Source organism: Arthrobacter sp. 1088, from assembly GCF_031455315.1.
In the GTDB taxonomy this organism is placed as follows: Bacteria; Actinomycetota; Actinomycetes; order Actinomycetales; family Micrococcaceae; genus Arthrobacter.
Window position 1 is genome coordinate 355,058 of sequence record NZ_JAVDSM010000004.1, and the last position, 15,435, is coordinate 370,492.

General features: G+C 62.3%; 16 protein-coding genes. 13 read left to right on the forward strand and 3 right to left on the reverse strand.

Annotated elements, in window-relative coordinates; all coding sequences use genetic code 11:
• Positions 1–57 precede the first annotated feature (57 nt).
• Complete coding sequence (gene dapF, locus J2Y41_RS08435) at positions 58–1,026, forward strand: diaminopimelate epimerase (RefSeq protein WP_309927948.1); 969 nt, start codon at positions 58–60, stop codon at positions 1,024–1,026.
• Here the strand turns inward: dapF and J2Y41_RS08440 are convergent.
• Complete coding sequence (locus tag J2Y41_RS08440) at positions 1,007–1,621, reverse strand: methyltransferase (protein ID WP_309927950.1); 615 nt, start codon at positions 1,619–1,621, stop codon at positions 1,007–1,009. The two genes, dapF and J2Y41_RS08440, sit on opposite strands and share 20 nt — an antisense overlap.
• Before the next feature lie 492 nt (positions 1,622–2,113).
• Between J2Y41_RS08440 and hflX the strand changes: the two genes are divergently transcribed.
• Both hflX and J2Y41_RS08450 read left to right on the forward strand, forming a co-directional pair.
• Entirely contained in the window at positions 2,114–3,676 is a 1,563-nt protein-coding gene (gene hflX, locus J2Y41_RS08445) for a GTPase HflX (protein WP_224092358.1), read from the forward strand.
• The gene (locus J2Y41_RS08450; RefSeq protein ID WP_224167001.1) at positions 3,669–5,726 is read left to right on the forward strand and encodes an ATP-dependent DNA helicase; all 2,058 of its coding nucleotides are present in this window, start codon (positions 3,669–3,671) and stop codon (positions 5,724–5,726) included. The genes hflX and J2Y41_RS08450 overlap by 8 nt, the downstream gene beginning before the upstream one ends.
• A gap of 9 nt (positions 5,727–5,735) precedes the next feature.
• On the opposite strand, the gene lexA is transcribed toward J2Y41_RS08450, so the two are convergent.
• Positions 5,736–6,479: a transcriptional repressor LexA gene (gene lexA / locus J2Y41_RS08455; RefSeq protein ID WP_224093932.1), complete on the reverse strand. Its 744-nt coding sequence runs from the start codon at positions 6,477–6,479 to the stop codon at positions 5,736–5,738.
• Positions 6,480–6,835: 356 nt separating this feature from the next.
• Between lexA and J2Y41_RS08460 the strand changes: the two genes are divergently transcribed.
• The 8 genes from J2Y41_RS08460 to J2Y41_RS08495 all read left to right on the forward strand — a co-directional run bounded on the left by J2Y41_RS08460 (position 6,836) and on the right by J2Y41_RS08495 (position 13,046).
• Complete coding sequence (locus tag J2Y41_RS08460) at positions 6,836–7,195, forward strand: LysM peptidoglycan-binding domain-containing protein (protein ID WP_224167002.1); 360 nt, start codon at positions 6,836–6,838, stop codon at positions 7,193–7,195.
• A 77-nt stretch (positions 7,196–7,272) separates the two neighbouring features.
• A complete protein-coding gene (locus J2Y41_RS08465) occupies positions 7,273–8,391 on the forward strand; it encodes a histidinol-phosphate transaminase (protein WP_224092364.1) in 1,119 nt (372 codons plus the stop codon).
• A gap of 46 nt (positions 8,392–8,437) precedes the next feature.
• The gene (hisB, locus tag J2Y41_RS08470; protein WP_216925246.1) at positions 8,438–9,064 is read left to right on the forward strand and encodes an imidazoleglycerol-phosphate dehydratase HisB; all 627 of its coding nucleotides are present in this window, start codon (positions 8,438–8,440) and stop codon (positions 9,062–9,064) included.
• Positions 9,061–9,822 (forward strand): imidazole glycerol phosphate synthase subunit HisH, encoded by a 762-nt coding sequence (gene hisH, locus J2Y41_RS08475; protein ID WP_309927954.1) that lies wholly within the window; start codon positions 9,061–9,063, stop codon positions 9,820–9,822. Before hisB ends, hisH begins: the two co-directional genes overlap by 4 nt.
• Positions 9,823–9,981 (forward strand): hypothetical protein, encoded by a 159-nt coding sequence (locus J2Y41_RS08480; RefSeq protein ID WP_216925244.1) that lies wholly within the window; start codon positions 9,823–9,825, stop codon positions 9,979–9,981.
• Between the two features lie 34 nt (positions 9,982–10,015).
• A complete protein-coding gene (gene priA / locus J2Y41_RS08485) occupies positions 10,016–10,759 on the forward strand; it encodes a bifunctional 1-(5-phosphoribosyl)-5-((5-phosphoribosylamino)methylideneamino)imidazole-4-carboxamide isomerase/phosphoribosylanthranilate isomerase PriA (protein WP_309927958.1) in 744 nt (247 codons plus the stop codon).
• On the forward strand, positions 10,759–11,688 hold the full coding sequence (locus tag J2Y41_RS08490; protein ID WP_224092375.1) for an SseB family protein: 930 nt from the start codon (positions 10,759–10,761) through the stop codon (positions 11,686–11,688). Before priA ends, J2Y41_RS08490 begins: the two co-directional genes overlap by 1 nt.
• 53 nt (positions 11,689–11,741) lie before the next feature.
• Positions 11,742–13,046 carry an MFS transporter gene (locus J2Y41_RS08495; RefSeq protein WP_309927961.1) on the forward strand — a complete coding sequence of 435 codons (1,305 nt, stop codon included), beginning with the start codon at positions 11,742–11,744 and terminating at the stop codon, positions 13,044–13,046.
• A 137-nt stretch (positions 13,047–13,183) separates the two neighbouring features.
• Here J2Y41_RS08495 and J2Y41_RS08500 read toward each other — a convergent pair whose 3' ends face one another.
• Entirely contained in the window at positions 13,184–13,600 is a 417-nt protein-coding gene (locus J2Y41_RS08500; RefSeq protein WP_309927964.1) for a DUF1844 domain-containing protein, read from the reverse strand.
• A gap of 225 nt (positions 13,601–13,825) precedes the next feature.
• Here J2Y41_RS08500 and infC point away from each other — a divergent pair, with 225 nt between their 5' ends.
• Both infC and rpmI read left to right on the forward strand, forming a co-directional pair.
• Positions 13,826–15,004 carry a translation initiation factor IF-3 gene (gene infC / locus J2Y41_RS08505; protein ID WP_309927966.1) on the forward strand — a complete coding sequence of 393 codons (1,179 nt, stop codon included), beginning with the start codon at positions 13,826–13,828 and terminating at the stop codon, positions 15,002–15,004.
• Positions 15,005–15,123: 119 nt separating this feature from the next.
• Positions 15,124–15,318 (forward strand): 50S ribosomal protein L35, encoded by a 195-nt coding sequence (gene rpmI / locus J2Y41_RS08510; protein WP_059387794.1) that lies wholly within the window; start codon positions 15,124–15,126, stop codon positions 15,316–15,318.
• Positions 15,319–15,435: the final 117 nt, after the last annotated feature.

Genomic DNA, 15,435 nt, shown 5'->3' on the forward strand with positions numbered 1-15,435 from the left:
CTGCCACTCCCATACAGCAATTTCTGACCGAACCTGCCCGGCGGGTAGCCTAGTCCCATGGATCAAACCGCCGCAGTTCCCGCCCAGCAGTCCGCCGCTGCCGGTGCCACCGTGTCCACTGCCAGCCTTTCCGGTTTGGCGTTTTCCAAGGGCCATGGAACGGGTAATGACTTCGTCCTGATTGCTGATCCGGGTGCTGTCCACGAGATCTCACCAGAGCAGGTAGCACAGCTGTGCGACAGGCATCGGGGAATTGGTGGTGACGGTCTTATCCGGGCTGTCCCCTCGCGGTATTTGCCCGAAGGCCGCATCCTGCTTGAGCAGGACGCCTCTGCCGAATGGTTCATGGACTACCGGAACGGCGATGGTTCGCTCTCCGAGATGTGCGGCAACGGTGTCCGAGTGTTCGTACACTTCCTGATCGACCAAGGCCTGGTTGAGCTCGGTCCGGGTCAGTCCTTGACCATCGGAACACGTGGCGGCATCAAGAAGATTGTGCGCACGTCCGGCGGTTATGCCGTGGATATGGGCCCATGGGAATTCATCTTCCCTGCAGAAGCACAAAGCAAAGCCATGGATGCTTTGGTCAGCGCAGATGGTCTGGAGGTGGCCCGGCCCGGGCTGTCGGTCAGCATGGGCAACCCGCACACGGTGGTAGCACTTGCTGAGCTCAGTGAGCTCGCCGCCACGAAGCTGTTCACAGCTCCGGTCGTGGATCCCAAGCCTGCCAATGGCACCAACGTCGAGTTCGTGGTGCCCGCTGAACCGCTGGTCCACGACGGTGTGGGAAGTATCACCATGCGCGTCCACGAGCGCGGCGTAGGCGAGACGCAATCGTGTGGCACCGGTGCGTGTGCGGCCGCCGTCGCAATACGTCACTGGGCTGGCAGCAGCGCCCCCAATGCCTGGCAGGTCAACGTTCCCGGCGGCGTAGTGGAAGTGAAGTTCTTCCCCGGCGAGGACGGCCGCGAACACGTTGAGCTCAGCGGGCCGGCGGTCATTGTGGCTAGTGGGACGCTTTCCTGACCCGAAGGATCCTGAAGGACTTGGAAGTGCTTTCCCGGGAGACTGCGTAGGACTTGTCCAGTTCGTTGGCCAGCCAGCGTTGGAGTGAGTCCGAGCCCAGGTTCTTCTGGACCACCATCCATGCGTTGCCGCCCGGTGCCAGCCGGGGCAGCCACGTCAGGAGAAGCGAGTGCAGCTCGTCCTTGCCGATGCGGATGGGCGGGTTGGACCAGATCGTGTCGAATTCGACGCCGGGATCTACCTCCTGCGGGAGGCTGGCCTTCACGTTGTTCAAGCCCAGGGAAACGGCGTTTTCATTGGTCAGGGCGATGCAGCGCTCGTTGACGTCCACGGCATAGACCTGTGCATGGGGCGCCATGAGCCCCATGGTGAGGGCAATAGGGCCCCAACCGCACCCGATATCCAGCAGGTTGCCCCGGGGCGAGGGCGGTGGAACCTCGGCCAGAAGGACCTTGGTGCCTTTGTCCACACCGTCGGGGCTGAAGATGCCCGACGAGGTCTGCACCTGACGGGTAGCTCCAGCCAGTTCCACAGTGAGGGGCTTGCGGGTAAACGGACCGGCCGGTTGGGCGCTGAAATAGTGTGCAGACTCCATAATTTGCCAGATTAGTTGGCTTCCGGCGGCTTGGGAAACTGCCCTCGGGCCGGGACGGTTTGACAGTGCTGCTAATGTGGAAGGCATGTTCTTGATCTTTGAGTAATCAGCCCGAGCCGGCCAAACAGTCGGCAAGGCACCTGCCCGCGATGCAGGCCCGCTTGGCACATCAGCCCGGCGCATGGCCATTCCGCCCGCAGGTTCCGTCCGGCAGACTCCGCATCTCCCGTTGTTGGTGGATCGCGGTTGCTCAGTAGAACATGTCCCACCCAGCTGTCGCGAAAGCAGTGGCCCAGCCATCTGCCGTCAGCGCCTGGCTTCTGGATTGGCGACGAATTCTCCTGCAGGACAGGACCTCCCGCGGACCAACCCGCTCGATTCAAGCACCACAGGAGGCCCTATATGGCCGAAGCCCGTCAGCCCACCGCGAATACCGTCCCATTGGACACCAAACAGCACTATTCTGGATATGCCGAACAGTCTAAGGAGACCATGACCACCCAGAAGCACTCCGGATCCGATTCCGACGCCCAGGACATGAGTCCTGAACAAATCCAGGCCGTCATTGACCGGATTCTTTCCAAGGATGTACCCGCACAGGCATCCGATGACAATGATGCCAAGGGCGTTTTCGGCAGGGCACAAGCGATCTCCACGCTTGACCACGAACACAGCATTTACGACGGCGACCAGGAAGACCTGGCCGAGCGTCGTGCACTTCGCCGTACAGCGGGCCTTTCCACCGAACTCGAAGACGTCACAGAGGTCGAATACCGGCAGCTGCGCCTGGAACGCGTCGTCCTGGCCGGCCTGTGGACAGAAGGCACCTTGGCTGACGCCGAGAATTCGCTTCGCGAACTCGCAGCACTGGCAGAGACTGCCGGATCAGAGGTCCTTGACGGACTGGTTCAGCGCCGTACGAAACCGGATCCCGGAACGTTCCTGGGGTCGGGCAAGGCCCAGGAACTCAAGGACATCGTGGCTGCCACGGGAGCCGATACCGTTGTGGTGGACACCGAGCTTTCCCCCTCGCAGCGACGCGGACTTGAGGACATCGTCAAGGTCAAGGTGGTGGACAGGACCACGCTGATCCTGGATATCTTCGCGCAGCATGCAAAGAGCCGTGAAGGCAAGGCACAAGTTGAGCTCGCACAGCTTGAGTACCTGCTCCCCAGGCTTCGTGGTTGGGGTGACTCCATGTCCCGCCAGGCCGGTGGCCAGGTGGGTGGAGCCGGCGCCGGTATGGGTTCCCGTGGTCCCGGTGAAACAAAGATCGAGCTCGACCGCCGCAGGATCCGGACGCGCATGGCCAAGCTTCGCCGGGAGATTGCCGCCATGAAGCCTGCGCGCGAGACCAAGCGGGCCAACCGCCGTCGTAACGCCGTACCTTCGGTTGCGATTGCCGGCTATACCAACGCTGGTAAGTCCTCGCTCCTGAACCGGCTGACCGATGCTGGAGTGCTGGTGGAAAACGCGCTGTTCGCCACCCTGGACCCGACGGTCAGGAAGGCGCAAACGCCGGACGGCATCGGCTACACGCTGGCCGACACCGTTGGGTTCGTCCGCTCGCTGCCTACGCAACTGGTGGAAGCCTTCCGTTCCACGCTGGAGGAAGTAGCCGACGCAGACCTGATCCTGCATGTCGTGGACGCCTCCCATCCCGACCCGGAAGGGCAAATCGCGGCAGTGCGTGCTGTCTTCACCGAGGTCGACGCCCGCAAGGTCCCCGAAATCATCGTCCTGAACAAAGTGGACGTGGCTGATCCTTTCGTAGTGGAACGCCTGAAGCAGAAGGAGCCGCGGCACGCCGTGGTTTCCACGCGCACAGGCCAGGGCATTCCTGAGCTCCTGGAAGAGATCAGCCGGTCCATTCCCCGGCCGGGAGTCCGCCTCGAAGTGTTGATCCCGTACGACCGCGGTGACATGGTCAACAAGCTGCACAACTCCGATTCGGAAATCCTGAGCCTCGAGCACGAGGAAAACGGAACCCGCGTGGTGGCCATGGTCCGTGAGGGATTGGCGGCCGAACTGGAGTCATTCGTCAGCAATGGTTGAGAAGGTGGCGGCGGACGTCGTCGAGTCGGTGGGGGAGAAGTTCACCCTCGAACTGTTGGACAAAGCTGTTGCCGGGATGGGCGGTCAAAGCCGTTCAGGCCAGCACGAGATGGCCAGGCAAGTCACCAAGGCCATCGAGTCCGGTGAACATTTGTTGGTCCAGGCTGGAACGGGAACGGGTAAGTCCTTGGCGTACCTGATTCCGTTGATCGCCCATTCCATGGACAGCAACAAACCGACGCTTGTGTCCACCGCTACCTTGGCCCTGCAAACGCAGATTGTTGGCAGGGACCTGCCCCGGCTGTTGGAGACCATAAGCCCGGCCCTTGAGCGTCCCGTGAACGTGGCGCTCGTTAAGGGCCGGGCAAATTATGTTTGCCTGCAAAAGCTGGAGGGCGGCTTCCCCAGCGAAGAGCCGTCCGAGGGGCAACTTTTTTCCCTGGGTGAGGACACCAGCGTTCCCCATTTCGCAGCGGCGGTTGGCGGCCCGTCGTCGCAATTGGGCAAGGAAGTGGTCCGGCTCCGTGAATGGGCCGAAAAGACGGCCACTGGCGACCGCGATGAACTGATGCCGGGTGTCACCGACCGCGCCTGGAGGCAGGTCTCCGTGACGTCCATGGAGTGCCTGGGAGCGCAAAAATGTCCGCTTGCCGAGGAATGCTTCAGCGAGCAGGCACGGGCCCGGGCGGCTGAGGCTGACGTCGTGGTGACCAACCATGCCATGCTGGCCGTCAGTGCCTTCGAAGGCCTTGCTGTCCTGCCCGAGTACGACGTCGTTGTGGTTGACGAAGCACATGAGCTGCAGGACCGGGTCACGGGAGCTGTGACAGGTCAGCTGTCCGTGGCAATGGTGCATGCTGCGGCTTCGAGCGCGCGCAAACACACCGCTATTACCGTAGACGCCCTGAACGCGGCCGCCGATCGATTGGACATGGCCATTGCCGGTGTCCCCAACGGACTGCTGCCCAATGGGCTAAACGACGAACAACTGGACTGCCTGGACCAGCTGCGCGATGCCACACGCGCCGCATTGTCCGACTCGAAAACCGACTCTTCAAACGCGGTCGACGGCGGGAGGCAGCTTGCGCGCTCACGGCTCATGCTCATTCTGGAACTGTGCGAGCGGATGCTCGCAGCCAAGGAGAACCGTGAAGTGGTGTGGTTCTCCAGAAACAGCACCTTCGATCCCCAGCAGGGATACTCACACCCGGACGAGACCGCGCCCGCACTGATCAACATCGCCCCGCTTAGCGTTGCCGGCCGCCTGCGGGAGGGCCTTTTCGCGGGGCACACAGTGGTGCTTACTTCTGCCACGCTGGCCATTGGATCTGCCTTTGAACCCGCAGCCGGTGGCCTGGGGCTTATTGGAGATGGGGCGCCAAGCTGGACCGGGTTGGACGTCGGGTCACCTTTTGATTATCCGAAGCAGGGTGTGCTCTACGTGGCCAAGCACCTGCCCAAGCCCGGCAGGGGCACTTCACCCGAGGCCCTGGATGAGCTTGAAGACCTCATCCGTGCATCCGGTGGGGGAGCCCTGTGCCTGTTCTCATCGCGTCGGGCGGCCGAAGAAGCTGCAGATGCCATGCGCCCACGGCTGGATGTGGACATCCTCTGCCAGGGAGAATCCACCATGGCAGCACTGGTGAAGCAATTTGCCGATGAACCGGACACCTGCCTCTTCGGCACCATGTCCCTGTGGCAGGGCGTCGACGTCCCTGGCGGTTCATGCCGCCTTGTGGTGATTGACCGCATTCCGTTCCCGAGGCCCGATGACCCGCTAATGACCGCACGCTCACGGGCCGTTGCACAGTCCGGGGGCAACGGGTTCATGGCGGTGTCGGCTACGCATGCGGCAATTCGTCTTGCACAGGGAGCAGGACGCCTCATTCGTTCCACCGGCGACAAAGGCGTGGTGGCCGTCCTGGACTCACGGCTTTCCACCGAACGGTACGGCGGGTTCCTGCGTGCCGCTTTGCCGCCATTTTGGGCAACGACGGACCGCAACGTGGTGCGCGGCGTCCTGGAACGCCTGGGCGCAAAGAAAACGTAGGCGAACTCCCTAGAGGGAGCGCAGTACCGAGACGACCTTGCCCATGATGGTGGCCTGGTCTCCAAGTATCGGTTCGTACTGCGTGTTCTGGGGGAGCAGCCATGTGTGGCCGTCCCGCTGGCGGAAGGTTTTTACCGTGGCTTCGTCATCCAGGAGCGCTGCCACGATATCGCCGTTGATGGCGTCATTCTGGCGGCGGACAACCACCCAGTCACCGTCACAAATTGCGGCATCGATCATTGAGTCCCCAGCGACCTTCAGCATGAACAGTTCGCCGTGGCCCACCAGTTGCCGGGGCAGGGGCAGGACATCCTCAATAGTCTGGTCGGCGAGGATGGGCCCACCGGCAGCAATGCGTCCAACCAGGGGTACCATCGCGGTGTCGCTGGCGCTGGCCAGTTCCGTCACGGCGAGTCCGCCTGCGCTGCGGAGTGTAGTAGCTGCTTCCACTCCGGGAATTGTCCCGCCGTCAAGGGTCAAAGGCATGAGTACTTCCATGGCGCGGGGGCGCTTGGGATCTCTGCGCAAGTAGCCGAGCTTCTCCAACTGGGAGAGCTGGTGCGTGACGCTGGAGAGGCTCGCGAGACCCACGGTGTCGCCAATTTCGCGCATGCTGGGCGGATACCCGTTGTCATTGACAGACCGCTGGATGGTTTCCAGGATTTTCTTCTGCCGGACAGTCAGGCTTTTGGGACTCTTTTGAGGCTGCTGGCTCCGCAGGGGTGCCCCGCCGCCGGTGGCTTTCGCTGCCATGTTCGCCAATGCCCTTCCGTTCCGCCCGGCCACGGTCTGAAGTGTGCCCGGGGATGTGGGATCCGAAAAAATGTCAGACCCTCCTGTTCCACTGAAACAGTGCCTGTTTCTTCACTCAAACCTAGGCCAGGCACAGGCGTTTATCAAACATTCGTTCTAGCGAGTCTCGACACCGTTCGATGATAAGTGCTAAAAATGTCATAGCAAGGTTCGAATATGTGTTCTATAAAGGTTGAGCGCGGTTCGGATGTTCGAAGAAAGTGTTCGAACATTCGGGGCCGGGCTCGGCGAACACAAGGAATTGGCAGCCGGCAACGGGCATCCGATGCAGGCAATCGCTCAGAAGGGCTCAGCTCATGTCCGCAATCTCTACGTTCCACGAATTCCGCAACACTCCGGCTCCTGCGCGTCTCCGGCTTACCCAACGCGGCAGGATCGTCTTCTTTGGAATTCCCGTCATGCTTCTCCTTGCTGCGCTGCTGAGCCTTGCCGGCTTCATCAACTCCCCGGCCAAAGCTTCTGATTCCCAAGCCCAGCTGCAGCCGCCGGTGGCAGTTACGGTTACTGTCCAGCCAGGGCAGTCCCTGTGGGGCATCGCCGGTGCGGCCGCGCCGGAGCGGGACCCCCGTGATGTCATCGCGGAAATCATCCAGTTGAACGATCTCCGCGGGGGACGCATCCAGCCCGGCCAGCAGCTGTTCGTTCCCGCCAATTGAGCGGCCAGGGGGCGAGGGGCCAGCGTCTCTGGCGTCACAGTTACTCCGCAGTCGCACCGGCACCTTAAACTGTCTTGGTGAGTGACCAGCTTGAGCGACTTGACCGACTTCCCCTTCGGACCAACCTGCGTGGATTGAGCCCCTATGGCGCGCCGCAGCTTGACGTCCCCATTTTGCTCAACGTCAACGAGAACACCCATGGCGTTCCGGCAGATGTGCAAGCGGCGATTACCCAGGCTGTTGCCGCCGCGGCCACTGGCCTGAACCGGTATCCTGACCGCGAATTCACGGAACTCCGTGAATCCCTTGCCGATTACCTCGGACACGGGCTTTCCGCGGAGAATATCTGGGCAGCCAACGGCTCCAACGAGGTCCTGCAGCAGATTTTGCAGGCTTTTGGAGGTCCGGGGCGTAAGGCGCTGGGATTCCCTCCCACGTATTCCATGTACCCGTTGCTTGCCAGTGGCACGGACACTGAGTATGTCCGTGGGGTGCGAGCTGATGACTATGGCCTGGATGCGGCTTCTGCGGCTGCCCAGGTGCGGGAGACCGGAGCGAATATCGTCTTCCTGTGCTCGCCGAACAACCCCACGGGAACGGGACTGGGCCTGGACGTGGTCGAAGCCGTGTACGAAGCCGGCGAGGCCAGCCAGGCAATCGTCATCGTGGACGAGGCCTACCACGAGTTCGCGCACGACAACACCCCGAGCGCACTGACGCTGCTTCCCGGGCGGGAGCGTTTGATCGTCTCGCGCACCATGAGCAAGGCCTTTGCCTTGGCAGGTGCCCGGTTGGGCTACATGGCTGCCGCGCCCGAGGTCACCGATGCCATCAGGCTCGTTCGGCTGCCCTACCACCTTTCAGCCGTCACACAAGCCACGGCCCTGGCCGCCCTGAACCACCGCGAAGCGCTCATGGCCGACGTCGAAGACATCAAGGTCCAGCGGGACCGGATTGTGACCGAGCTCCTCCGAATGGGACTCAAGCCTGCGGCCTCGGACTCAAACTACGTGTTCTTCGGTGGGCTTTCGAACCCGCACGCAGTCTGGCAGGGCTTGCTGGATGCGGGAGTCCTGATCCGCGACGTCGGTATTCCAGGGCACCTGCGGGTGACTGCGGGAACAGAAAAGGAAACAACGGCCTTCCTTGAGGCCCTGGAAGCCCTTCTGGACAGCGCTGCGTCCCAGCCCAACTAAACTTGTCAATAGACCCACCCCATTCTTCGTGTATAAGGACGTCCCAATGAGCGAAACCGGCGCCAAGCCGTCCGCTGACCGCACTGCGCGCATGGAGCGCACCACCAGCGAATCCTCCGTCCTGGTGGAGATCAACCTGGATGGCACCGGTGTCTCGGACATCAGCACCACGGTTCCCTTTTATGACCACATGCTGACGGCGTTGTGCAAGCACTCCCTGATTGACATGACCGTCAAGGCCACGGGTGACACCCACATTGATGCCCACCACACCGTGGAGGATGTGGCCATTACCTTTGGTGAGGTTTTGCGTACTGCCCTGGGCAACAAAGCCGGAATCCGCCGCTTCGGCGAAGCAACGGTTCCTCTGGACGAAGCCTTGGCGCACGCAGTCGTGGATGTTTCCGGACGCCCGTATCTGGTGCACGGAGGGGAACCTGCAGGGCAGGAGTATCACCTGATCGGTGGCCACTTCACAGGTTCGCTGACCCGTCACGTCTTTGAGGCCATCACGTTGCACGCCGGTATCTGCCTGCACATGAACGTCCTCGCAGGCCGGGATCCCCATCACATCGTCGAGGCCCAGTTCAAAGCCTTTGCCCGGGCTCTTCGTTCTGCAGTGGAGTCGGATCCCCGCGTGGAGGGCATTCCATCCACCAAGGGGGCGCTATGAGCGGGCAAATCCTGAAGGACGGTGCGGTTACCGACGCTTCGGCAACCGTCAAGCCGGAGTCGCCCGAAGGCAAGCCCACGGTTACGGTGCTGGATTACGGTTCGGGCAACGTACGTTCGGCTGTTCGCGCCCTTGAGCGTGCAGGCGCCCAGGTGGTTCTTAGCTCCAAGCCTGAGGACGTACTGAATGCCGACGGGCTGCTGGTCCCCGGCGTGGGTGCCTTTGAAACGGTGATGAGGGAACTCAAGGCCGTCGATGCCATCCGCATGATTGGCCGCCGCGTCGCGGGTGGACGGCCTGTCCTGGCGATCTGCGTTGGGTTGCAGGTCCTCTTCGAGGCCGGAGTCGAACACGGAACCGAGTCCGAGGGGATGGCCGAATGGCCGGGCAAAGTTGAGCTCCTTCCCGCCCCCGTGGTTCCCCACATGGGTTGGAACACGGTGGACGTGCCTGAAGGATCCAAGCTATTCGCGGGCGTCGAACAGGAACGTTTCTACTTCGTGCACTCATACGGCGTGCAGGAGTGGAACTTCGACGTCGTCCAGCCCCGGATGGCCCCACCTTTGGTGACGTGGTCCGAGCACGGAGCCCCCTTTATCGCTGCTGTTGAAAATGGCCCCCTGTGCGCCACCCAATTCCACCCCGAGAAATCCGGAGATGCCGGGGCACGCCTCCTGCGCAACTGGGTGGACGGGCTTCGCAAACCTGAAGCCAAGGTGGCACAAGGTCCGGCAGCGGACGATCGTGGTGCAGCCTAAGTGTGGTCGGTAGTGCTTATGGGCCTTGCCGGCGTGCTGGTGGGTGGAGGTATCTCCTTCCATCAGCAGAAGAAGCCACTGTGGGTTTCCGTTTCCTTCTATGTGCTGGCGGGGATGTCCCTGCTTGCCGCCTATCTCCTGACGCTGCCGGGCAACTGAACGCCTCGCGTCCCCATCAACTCCTAGGACACACATGACCACCTCTGCCCAGTCCGTTCTGGAACTCCTCCCCGCCGTCGACATCGTTGATGGCCAGGCAGTCCGCCTGCTGCAAGGCGAGGCAGGCTCGGAAACCAGCTACGGTACGCCTCTGGAAGCTGCCTTGAACTGGCAGAACGCCGGTGCTGAGTGGGTGCACATGGTGGACCTCGACGCCGCTTTTGGCCGTGGCAACAACGCGGACCTCATCAGGGAGGTCGTCTCCCAGCTCAACGTAAAGGTTGAGTTGTCCGGCGGTCTGAGGGATGACGAGTCGCTGGAACGCGCCCTGGATTTGGGCGTGGAGCGGGTAAACCTCGGTACGGCAGCACTGGAGAACCCTGAGTGGACACGACGTGCCATTGACCGCTTCGGTGACAAGATCGCCGTCGGCCTCGATGTCCGTGGTACCATCCTGGCTGGTCGCGGCTGGACCAAAGAAGGCGGCGACCTCTGGGAAGTTCTTGCCCGCCTGGAGGACGCTGGCTGCGCACGCTACGTGGTCACCGACGTCACCAAAGACGGAACGCTGCAGGGCCCGAACGTTGATTTGCTGCGCCAGATGGTGCAGAAAACGGGTAAGCCCGTGGTGGCTTCAGGCGGTATCTCCAGCCTTGAGGATCTTCGCGTGCTCCGCGAACTCGTGCCCTTGGGCGTCGAGGGTGCCATTGTTGGCAAGGCCCTTTATGCAGGTGCTTTCACTCTGCCCGAAGCCCTGGATGTAGCCGGTCGCCGCTGATGGCTGCTTCACGTCCCACAGATTCCGGCCCGGAGAACCACCCGGGCAACCGCGATGCCGGACGACGCGAACTTCCGGGCCACATTGCTGCTGCCTTGGCTGGCGCCGGGGGAGCCACCGACTCCGCGGGGCAACCTTGGGAAGGCCGGAGCCTGAGTGGTGACGATGCCAGGATCCACAATTTCGAAGACGACGACGGCACGGCTGATGCCGGTTACCTCGCCGCCGTTGCTGCACTGCTGAACGGTACGGGCAGTGAGGCAGACGTCCTGGCTTCACTCGCTACCGCCAGGGTCTTTGTTCCCGTGATAGCCCAGCTCGCCGAGGAAGCCGAAGGCGTTGGCGGGCTGCACGCGGACAAGCAGGCGGATATGGCATTAGTCACACTTAAGGCGCCTGATGGCCGGAAGGCAATGCCGGTCTTCACCACGGCCGCCGCTCTTGAATCGTGGCATGCAGAGGCCCGGCCCGTAGCTGTTTATGCGGCAAGGGCGGCCCTTTCGGCCGTTTCCGAAGGCGCTCAATTGCTGGTGTTGGACCCCGGTTCAACGTTCACTTTCGTGGTTCGGCGGCCAGCCATGTGGGCGTTGGCTCAGCAGCGGGACTGGACGCCGTCATACCTTGATGATCAACTGGAGTTTGCTCTCGCTTCACAGGCCGAGTCGTTTCCGGCGGTGCGCCGGCTCGAAACACAGGCCGGTGGTGGCGTCGCCTCCCTGACTGCGGACGGCCGCACGGTCCCGGGCGGAGGCGCTGGCCCGGAACTGCGGATAGTGCTGTTCCTTGAGGACGGACTCGACGCCGCTGCCGTCCAATCGCTGGTGGCTGACCTGAACGAGGCGTGGGCGCAGCTGGAATCCTTTGCCGAGGGCGTCGATTCCATTGAAGTAAAACTGCAACGTGCGGCGCAGGAGCCTGGGCGGCACTAACGGCAGTACCCGTCCACCGGGGACTGCCCCGGGGGAACAAGAGGAATTAGCCCGTGAACTTCGCTCTCTACAAGGAGATGCTTTCCATCCGCCCTGTCCGGCGGCTCCTGCTGGTGGGCATGGTCGCCCGTATTCCGCATTCAGCGGCTGGCGTGCTCCTGACACTGCACATTGTCCTGTCGCTGGGGCAGGGCTACGCCGCCGCGGGCGCTGCTGCCGCCGTCATGACCATAGGTATTGCCTTGGGGGCGCCTTGGCGTGGTCGGCGCGTTGACATGGTGGGCCTGCGTAAGGCGCTGATCCCTTCCGTCATCTCGGAAACAGTGATCTGGTCTCTTGTTCCGCATGTCCCGTACGCCTGGCTGCTTCCCTTGGTCTTCGTGGGGGGCTTGTTCACATTGCCTATCTTCAGCGTGGTGCGTCAATCGTTGGGCGTCATGGTAGACGGAGACCAGCGACGCTCCGCGTTTGCGCTTGATTCCATCGCCACTGAGCTCGTGTTCATGATAGGTCCCGCTGTTGGCGCGATCGTCGCAACGAGCGGCTTCTCGGCCGTGGGACTTACCGCGGTGGGCATCTCTGTCTCCGTGGCCGGCCTGTTCTTGATCTGGTTCAACCCTCCGACCCGCAGTGATGCCAAGTGCACTCCGGAGGAATCCGCGGCACGGGCCGCTGCGGACCTTGCCGCCGCCGAGGCAGCCATGGTCGCCTCCGCACCGGGCCACGTGCAGGAGGCGGCGTCTGAAATGGCACCGGCAGCCATCTCCCGTACAGCCGGACTTCGGAACCGCATGGCCCGCAATTTCACCTGGTTTACGGTTTCCGTTGCAGCGCTTTTCGCCGTAGCTGCGGGATCGGGGATGGTACTTAGCGGTTCGGACGTCAGTATTGTTGGCCTGTTGGAGCGCGGCGGACACCAGAACGAGATTGGCATCGTCTTCTTCTTCTGGTGTGCGGCATCGGTTTTGGGCGGCCTCATCTACGGTGCCATGAATCGTCCGGTCTCTCCCATGTTGCTGTTGTTGGGCATGGCCGCGCTCACCATCCCCATGGGTTTCGCACACGATACCTGGACGCTGGCGGTGCTCTCGATTTTCCCCGGCCTTCTTTGCGCTCCAGTGCTGTCTGCGTCATCGGAGAAGGTGGCGGACCTCGTCGATGAGGAACGCCGCGGCGAGGCCATGGGGTGGTACGGATCCGCGCTGACGGCCGGGATTGCGTTCGGCGCACCCCTTGCCGGGATATTTATTGACAATGTAGGGCCGTCCGGAGGTTTTGCCTCCGTCGGCTTCGCCGGAGTCGTACTCTGCATCGCGGGCTTCGCCCTCATGTCCCGGCGCCGCCGCGCCCGGGTGTAGCTCCAGCATTGCCAGGGTCTAGCTCCAGCATTGCTAAAACTTCGCCGTAATCCCGGTGTCGGCGGCATTAACGACGACGGCGGCCCGGCCACATATGTGGTCGGGCCGCCGTTGTAGGTACTTTGGGCAGTTCCTGGCTAGTTCACCGGCCCGGTGAACTTCTCACCCGGGCCTTTGCCCGGCGCGTCAGGGATAAGGGAAGCTTCGCGGAATGCCAACTGGAGGGAGCGCAGTCCATCACGCAAGGGCCCGGCATGCTGCGAACCGATTTCGGGGGCGGCCGCCGTTACGAGGCCGGCCAATGCAGTGATGAGCTTGCGGGCCTCGTCAAGGTCTGTGAGGTCTTCTGCGTTGGGGTCATCGGCGAGGCCGACCTTCACAGCGGCGGCGCTCATCAGGTGGACCGCGCCGGTGGTGATGACTTCTACAGCCGGAACTTCCGCGATGTCACGGATCTGCTGGGAGACCCCGGAATCGGCCGCGGGGGCCGCAGCTGTGGTTGTGTCGGCGTCCTTGGAGTAGGAATTGCGCGAATTGCTGTCTTCAGTGCTCATACTGGTAAGCTTGTCACAGACCGACTGGAAGTCGTTATTCGCATTAAATGCTCCCGCCCCGTGCAATGTGCGCTTGGCGGGTTATTTCTGTAGAATTGATTTTCAGTTTGCAAGCGGAGTCCTCTCCCACCCGCGTCAGCCGTTTTCCCTCCGGGGAACAGGATTCCTTCACGGAACAAGAGGTTGCCGGGTACTGGTCGGACACACCGAGGCGTAGCCTCTGGAGTGCGTGCCCCCTTCAAGGGAGCACACCCGATCCTTGAGGCCTTCGATTGCACCAGCAATTGGAGGCCTTCTCTATTTGCCGGTGAAACTCACCACAACCACAGGAGCTTTAACATTAGCGAGCCAAGAATCAATGAGCGTATCCGCGTCCCCGAGGTGCGGCTGGTCGGCCCTGCCGGCGAACAGGTAGGAATCGTCCGCATCGAGGACGCCCTGCGTCTTGCTGCCGAATCCGATCTCGATCTCGTTGAAGTTGCCCCGCAGGCTAAGCCTCCTGTTTGCAAGTTGATGGACTTCGGCAAGTACAAGTACGAAGCTGCCGTGAAGGCGCGTGAGGCCCGCAAGAACCAGACCAACACGGTTCTGAAGGAAATCCGTTTCCGCCTCAAGATCGACAAGCACGACTACGAAACCAAGCGCGGACATGCACTTCGCTTCCTCGGCGCCGGTGACAAGGTCAAGGCAATGATCCAGTTCCGCGGCCGCGAACAGCAGCGTCCGGAGATGGGTATCCGCCTGCTTCAGAAGTTTGCTGAAGACGTCGCAGAGGTGGGCATTGTTGAGTCCAGCCCACGCATCGATGGCCGCAACATGGTCATGGTGATCGGTCCGCTGAAGAACAAGGCCGAAGCCAAGGCTGAAGCCCGGCGTGCAGCCCAGCGTGCCGAAGCCAAGGCCCAGAATGAGGCCAAGGCATCCGGGCGCGTGGACACGACAGGTGACCAGGCTCCGTTGACGCAGACCTTGGGCGACCTTCTTCCGGCAGGCCTGCTTGCTTCCGAAGAAGAGCCCAAGCAGGAGGCTGTCGAGGCTCCCGCAGCTGAAACCCCCGTTGCTGAAGAGGCACCGGTTGTTGAAGAAGCCGAGGAAGCGCCCGTAGCTGAAGAAGCTCCCGTAGTCGAGGAGGCTCCGGTTGTTGAGGAAGCTCCTGTAGTCGAAGAAGCACCCGTGGTTGAGGAGGCCCCGGCTGTGAAGGCTGCACCGGCGGAGAAAGCACCGGCCGCCAAGGCAGCAGCCCCTGCACCCGCAGCTCCGAAGCCAGCTGTTCCGGCAGCTGCCCCGAAGCCTGCAGTTCCCTCGGCTCCGAAGCCCGTCGCCAAGCCGGCAGCTCCCAAGCCGGCAGCTCGGCCCGCAGCCCCCAAGGCTGCGCCGAAGCCTGCATCACGCAAGACCAACTAGTTCAACGCCCCGGAGGCCCTGGCCTCCAACGGCAAGCAACCAGCACGCCAGCCCTTGTAGGCCGGCTGCACGAAAGAACTGCGGACTTTGTCCGTGGATACGTAAGGAGATCGGTTCCCATGCCGAAGATGAAGACCCACAGCGGTGCTAAGAAGCGCTTCAAGCTGACCGGCACCGGCAAGCTGAAGCGTCAGCAGGCCAACCGCCGCCACTACCTGGAGCACAAGTCCTCCACGCTGACCCGTCGCCTCGCCGGCGACAAGATCGTCTTCAAGGGCGATGCCAAGGTCATCAAGAAGATGCTCGGCGTCTAAGTTCCAAGTTCTTTGGTTGCTGCCATCCGGTAGCGGCCGACTACACCAAAAGCCTTCTCAGGCCGGCCGGGTTTCCGGCAGTAGCAGCTTGGGATAAAGATTTCTGAAGGAGTACGC

What these genes read in the sequence shown, in the direction of transcription:
- priA (WP_309927958.1), top strand. Translation starts at nt 10,016, where the DNA reads ATGACCACCTCTGCCCAGTCCGTTCTGGAACTCCTCCCCGCCGTCGAC.
- hflX (WP_224092358.1), top strand. Translation starts at nt 2,114, where the DNA reads ATGACCACCCAGAAGCACTCCGGATCCGATTCCGACGCCCAGGACATG.
- J2Y41_RS08500 (WP_309927964.1), bottom strand. Translation starts at nt 13,600, where the DNA reads ATGAGCACTGAAGACAGCAATTCGCGCAATTCCTACTCCAAGGACGCC.
- J2Y41_RS08460 (WP_224167002.1), top strand. Translation starts at nt 6,836, where the DNA reads ATGTCCGCAATCTCTACGTTCCACGAATTCCGCAACACTCCGGCTCCT.
- dapF (WP_309927948.1), top strand. Translation starts at nt 58, where the DNA reads ATGGATCAAACCGCCGCAGTTCCCGCCCAGCAGTCCGCCGCTGCCGGT.
- J2Y41_RS08490 (WP_224092375.1), top strand. Translation starts at nt 10,759, where the DNA reads ATGGCTGCTTCACGTCCCACAGATTCCGGCCCGGAGAACCACCCGGGC.
- J2Y41_RS08440 (WP_309927950.1), bottom strand. Translation starts at nt 1,621, where the DNA reads ATGGAGTCTGCACACTATTTCAGCGCCCAACCGGCCGGTCCGTTTACC.
- hisB (WP_216925246.1), top strand. Translation starts at nt 8,438, where the DNA reads ATGAGCGAAACCGGCGCCAAGCCGTCCGCTGACCGCACTGCGCGCATG.
- rpmI (WP_059387794.1), top strand. Translation starts at nt 15,124, where the DNA reads ATGCCGAAGATGAAGACCCACAGCGGTGCTAAGAAGCGCTTCAAGCTG.
- hisH (WP_309927954.1), top strand. Translation starts at nt 9,061, where the DNA reads ATGAGCGGGCAAATCCTGAAGGACGGTGCGGTTACCGACGCTTCGGCA.
- J2Y41_RS08450 (WP_224167001.1), top strand. Translation starts at nt 3,669, where the DNA reads ATGGTTGAGAAGGTGGCGGCGGACGTCGTCGAGTCGGTGGGGGAGAAG.
- lexA (WP_224093932.1), bottom strand. Translation starts at nt 6,479, where the DNA reads ATGGCAGCGAAAGCCACCGGCGGCGGGGCACCCCTGCGGAGCCAGCAG.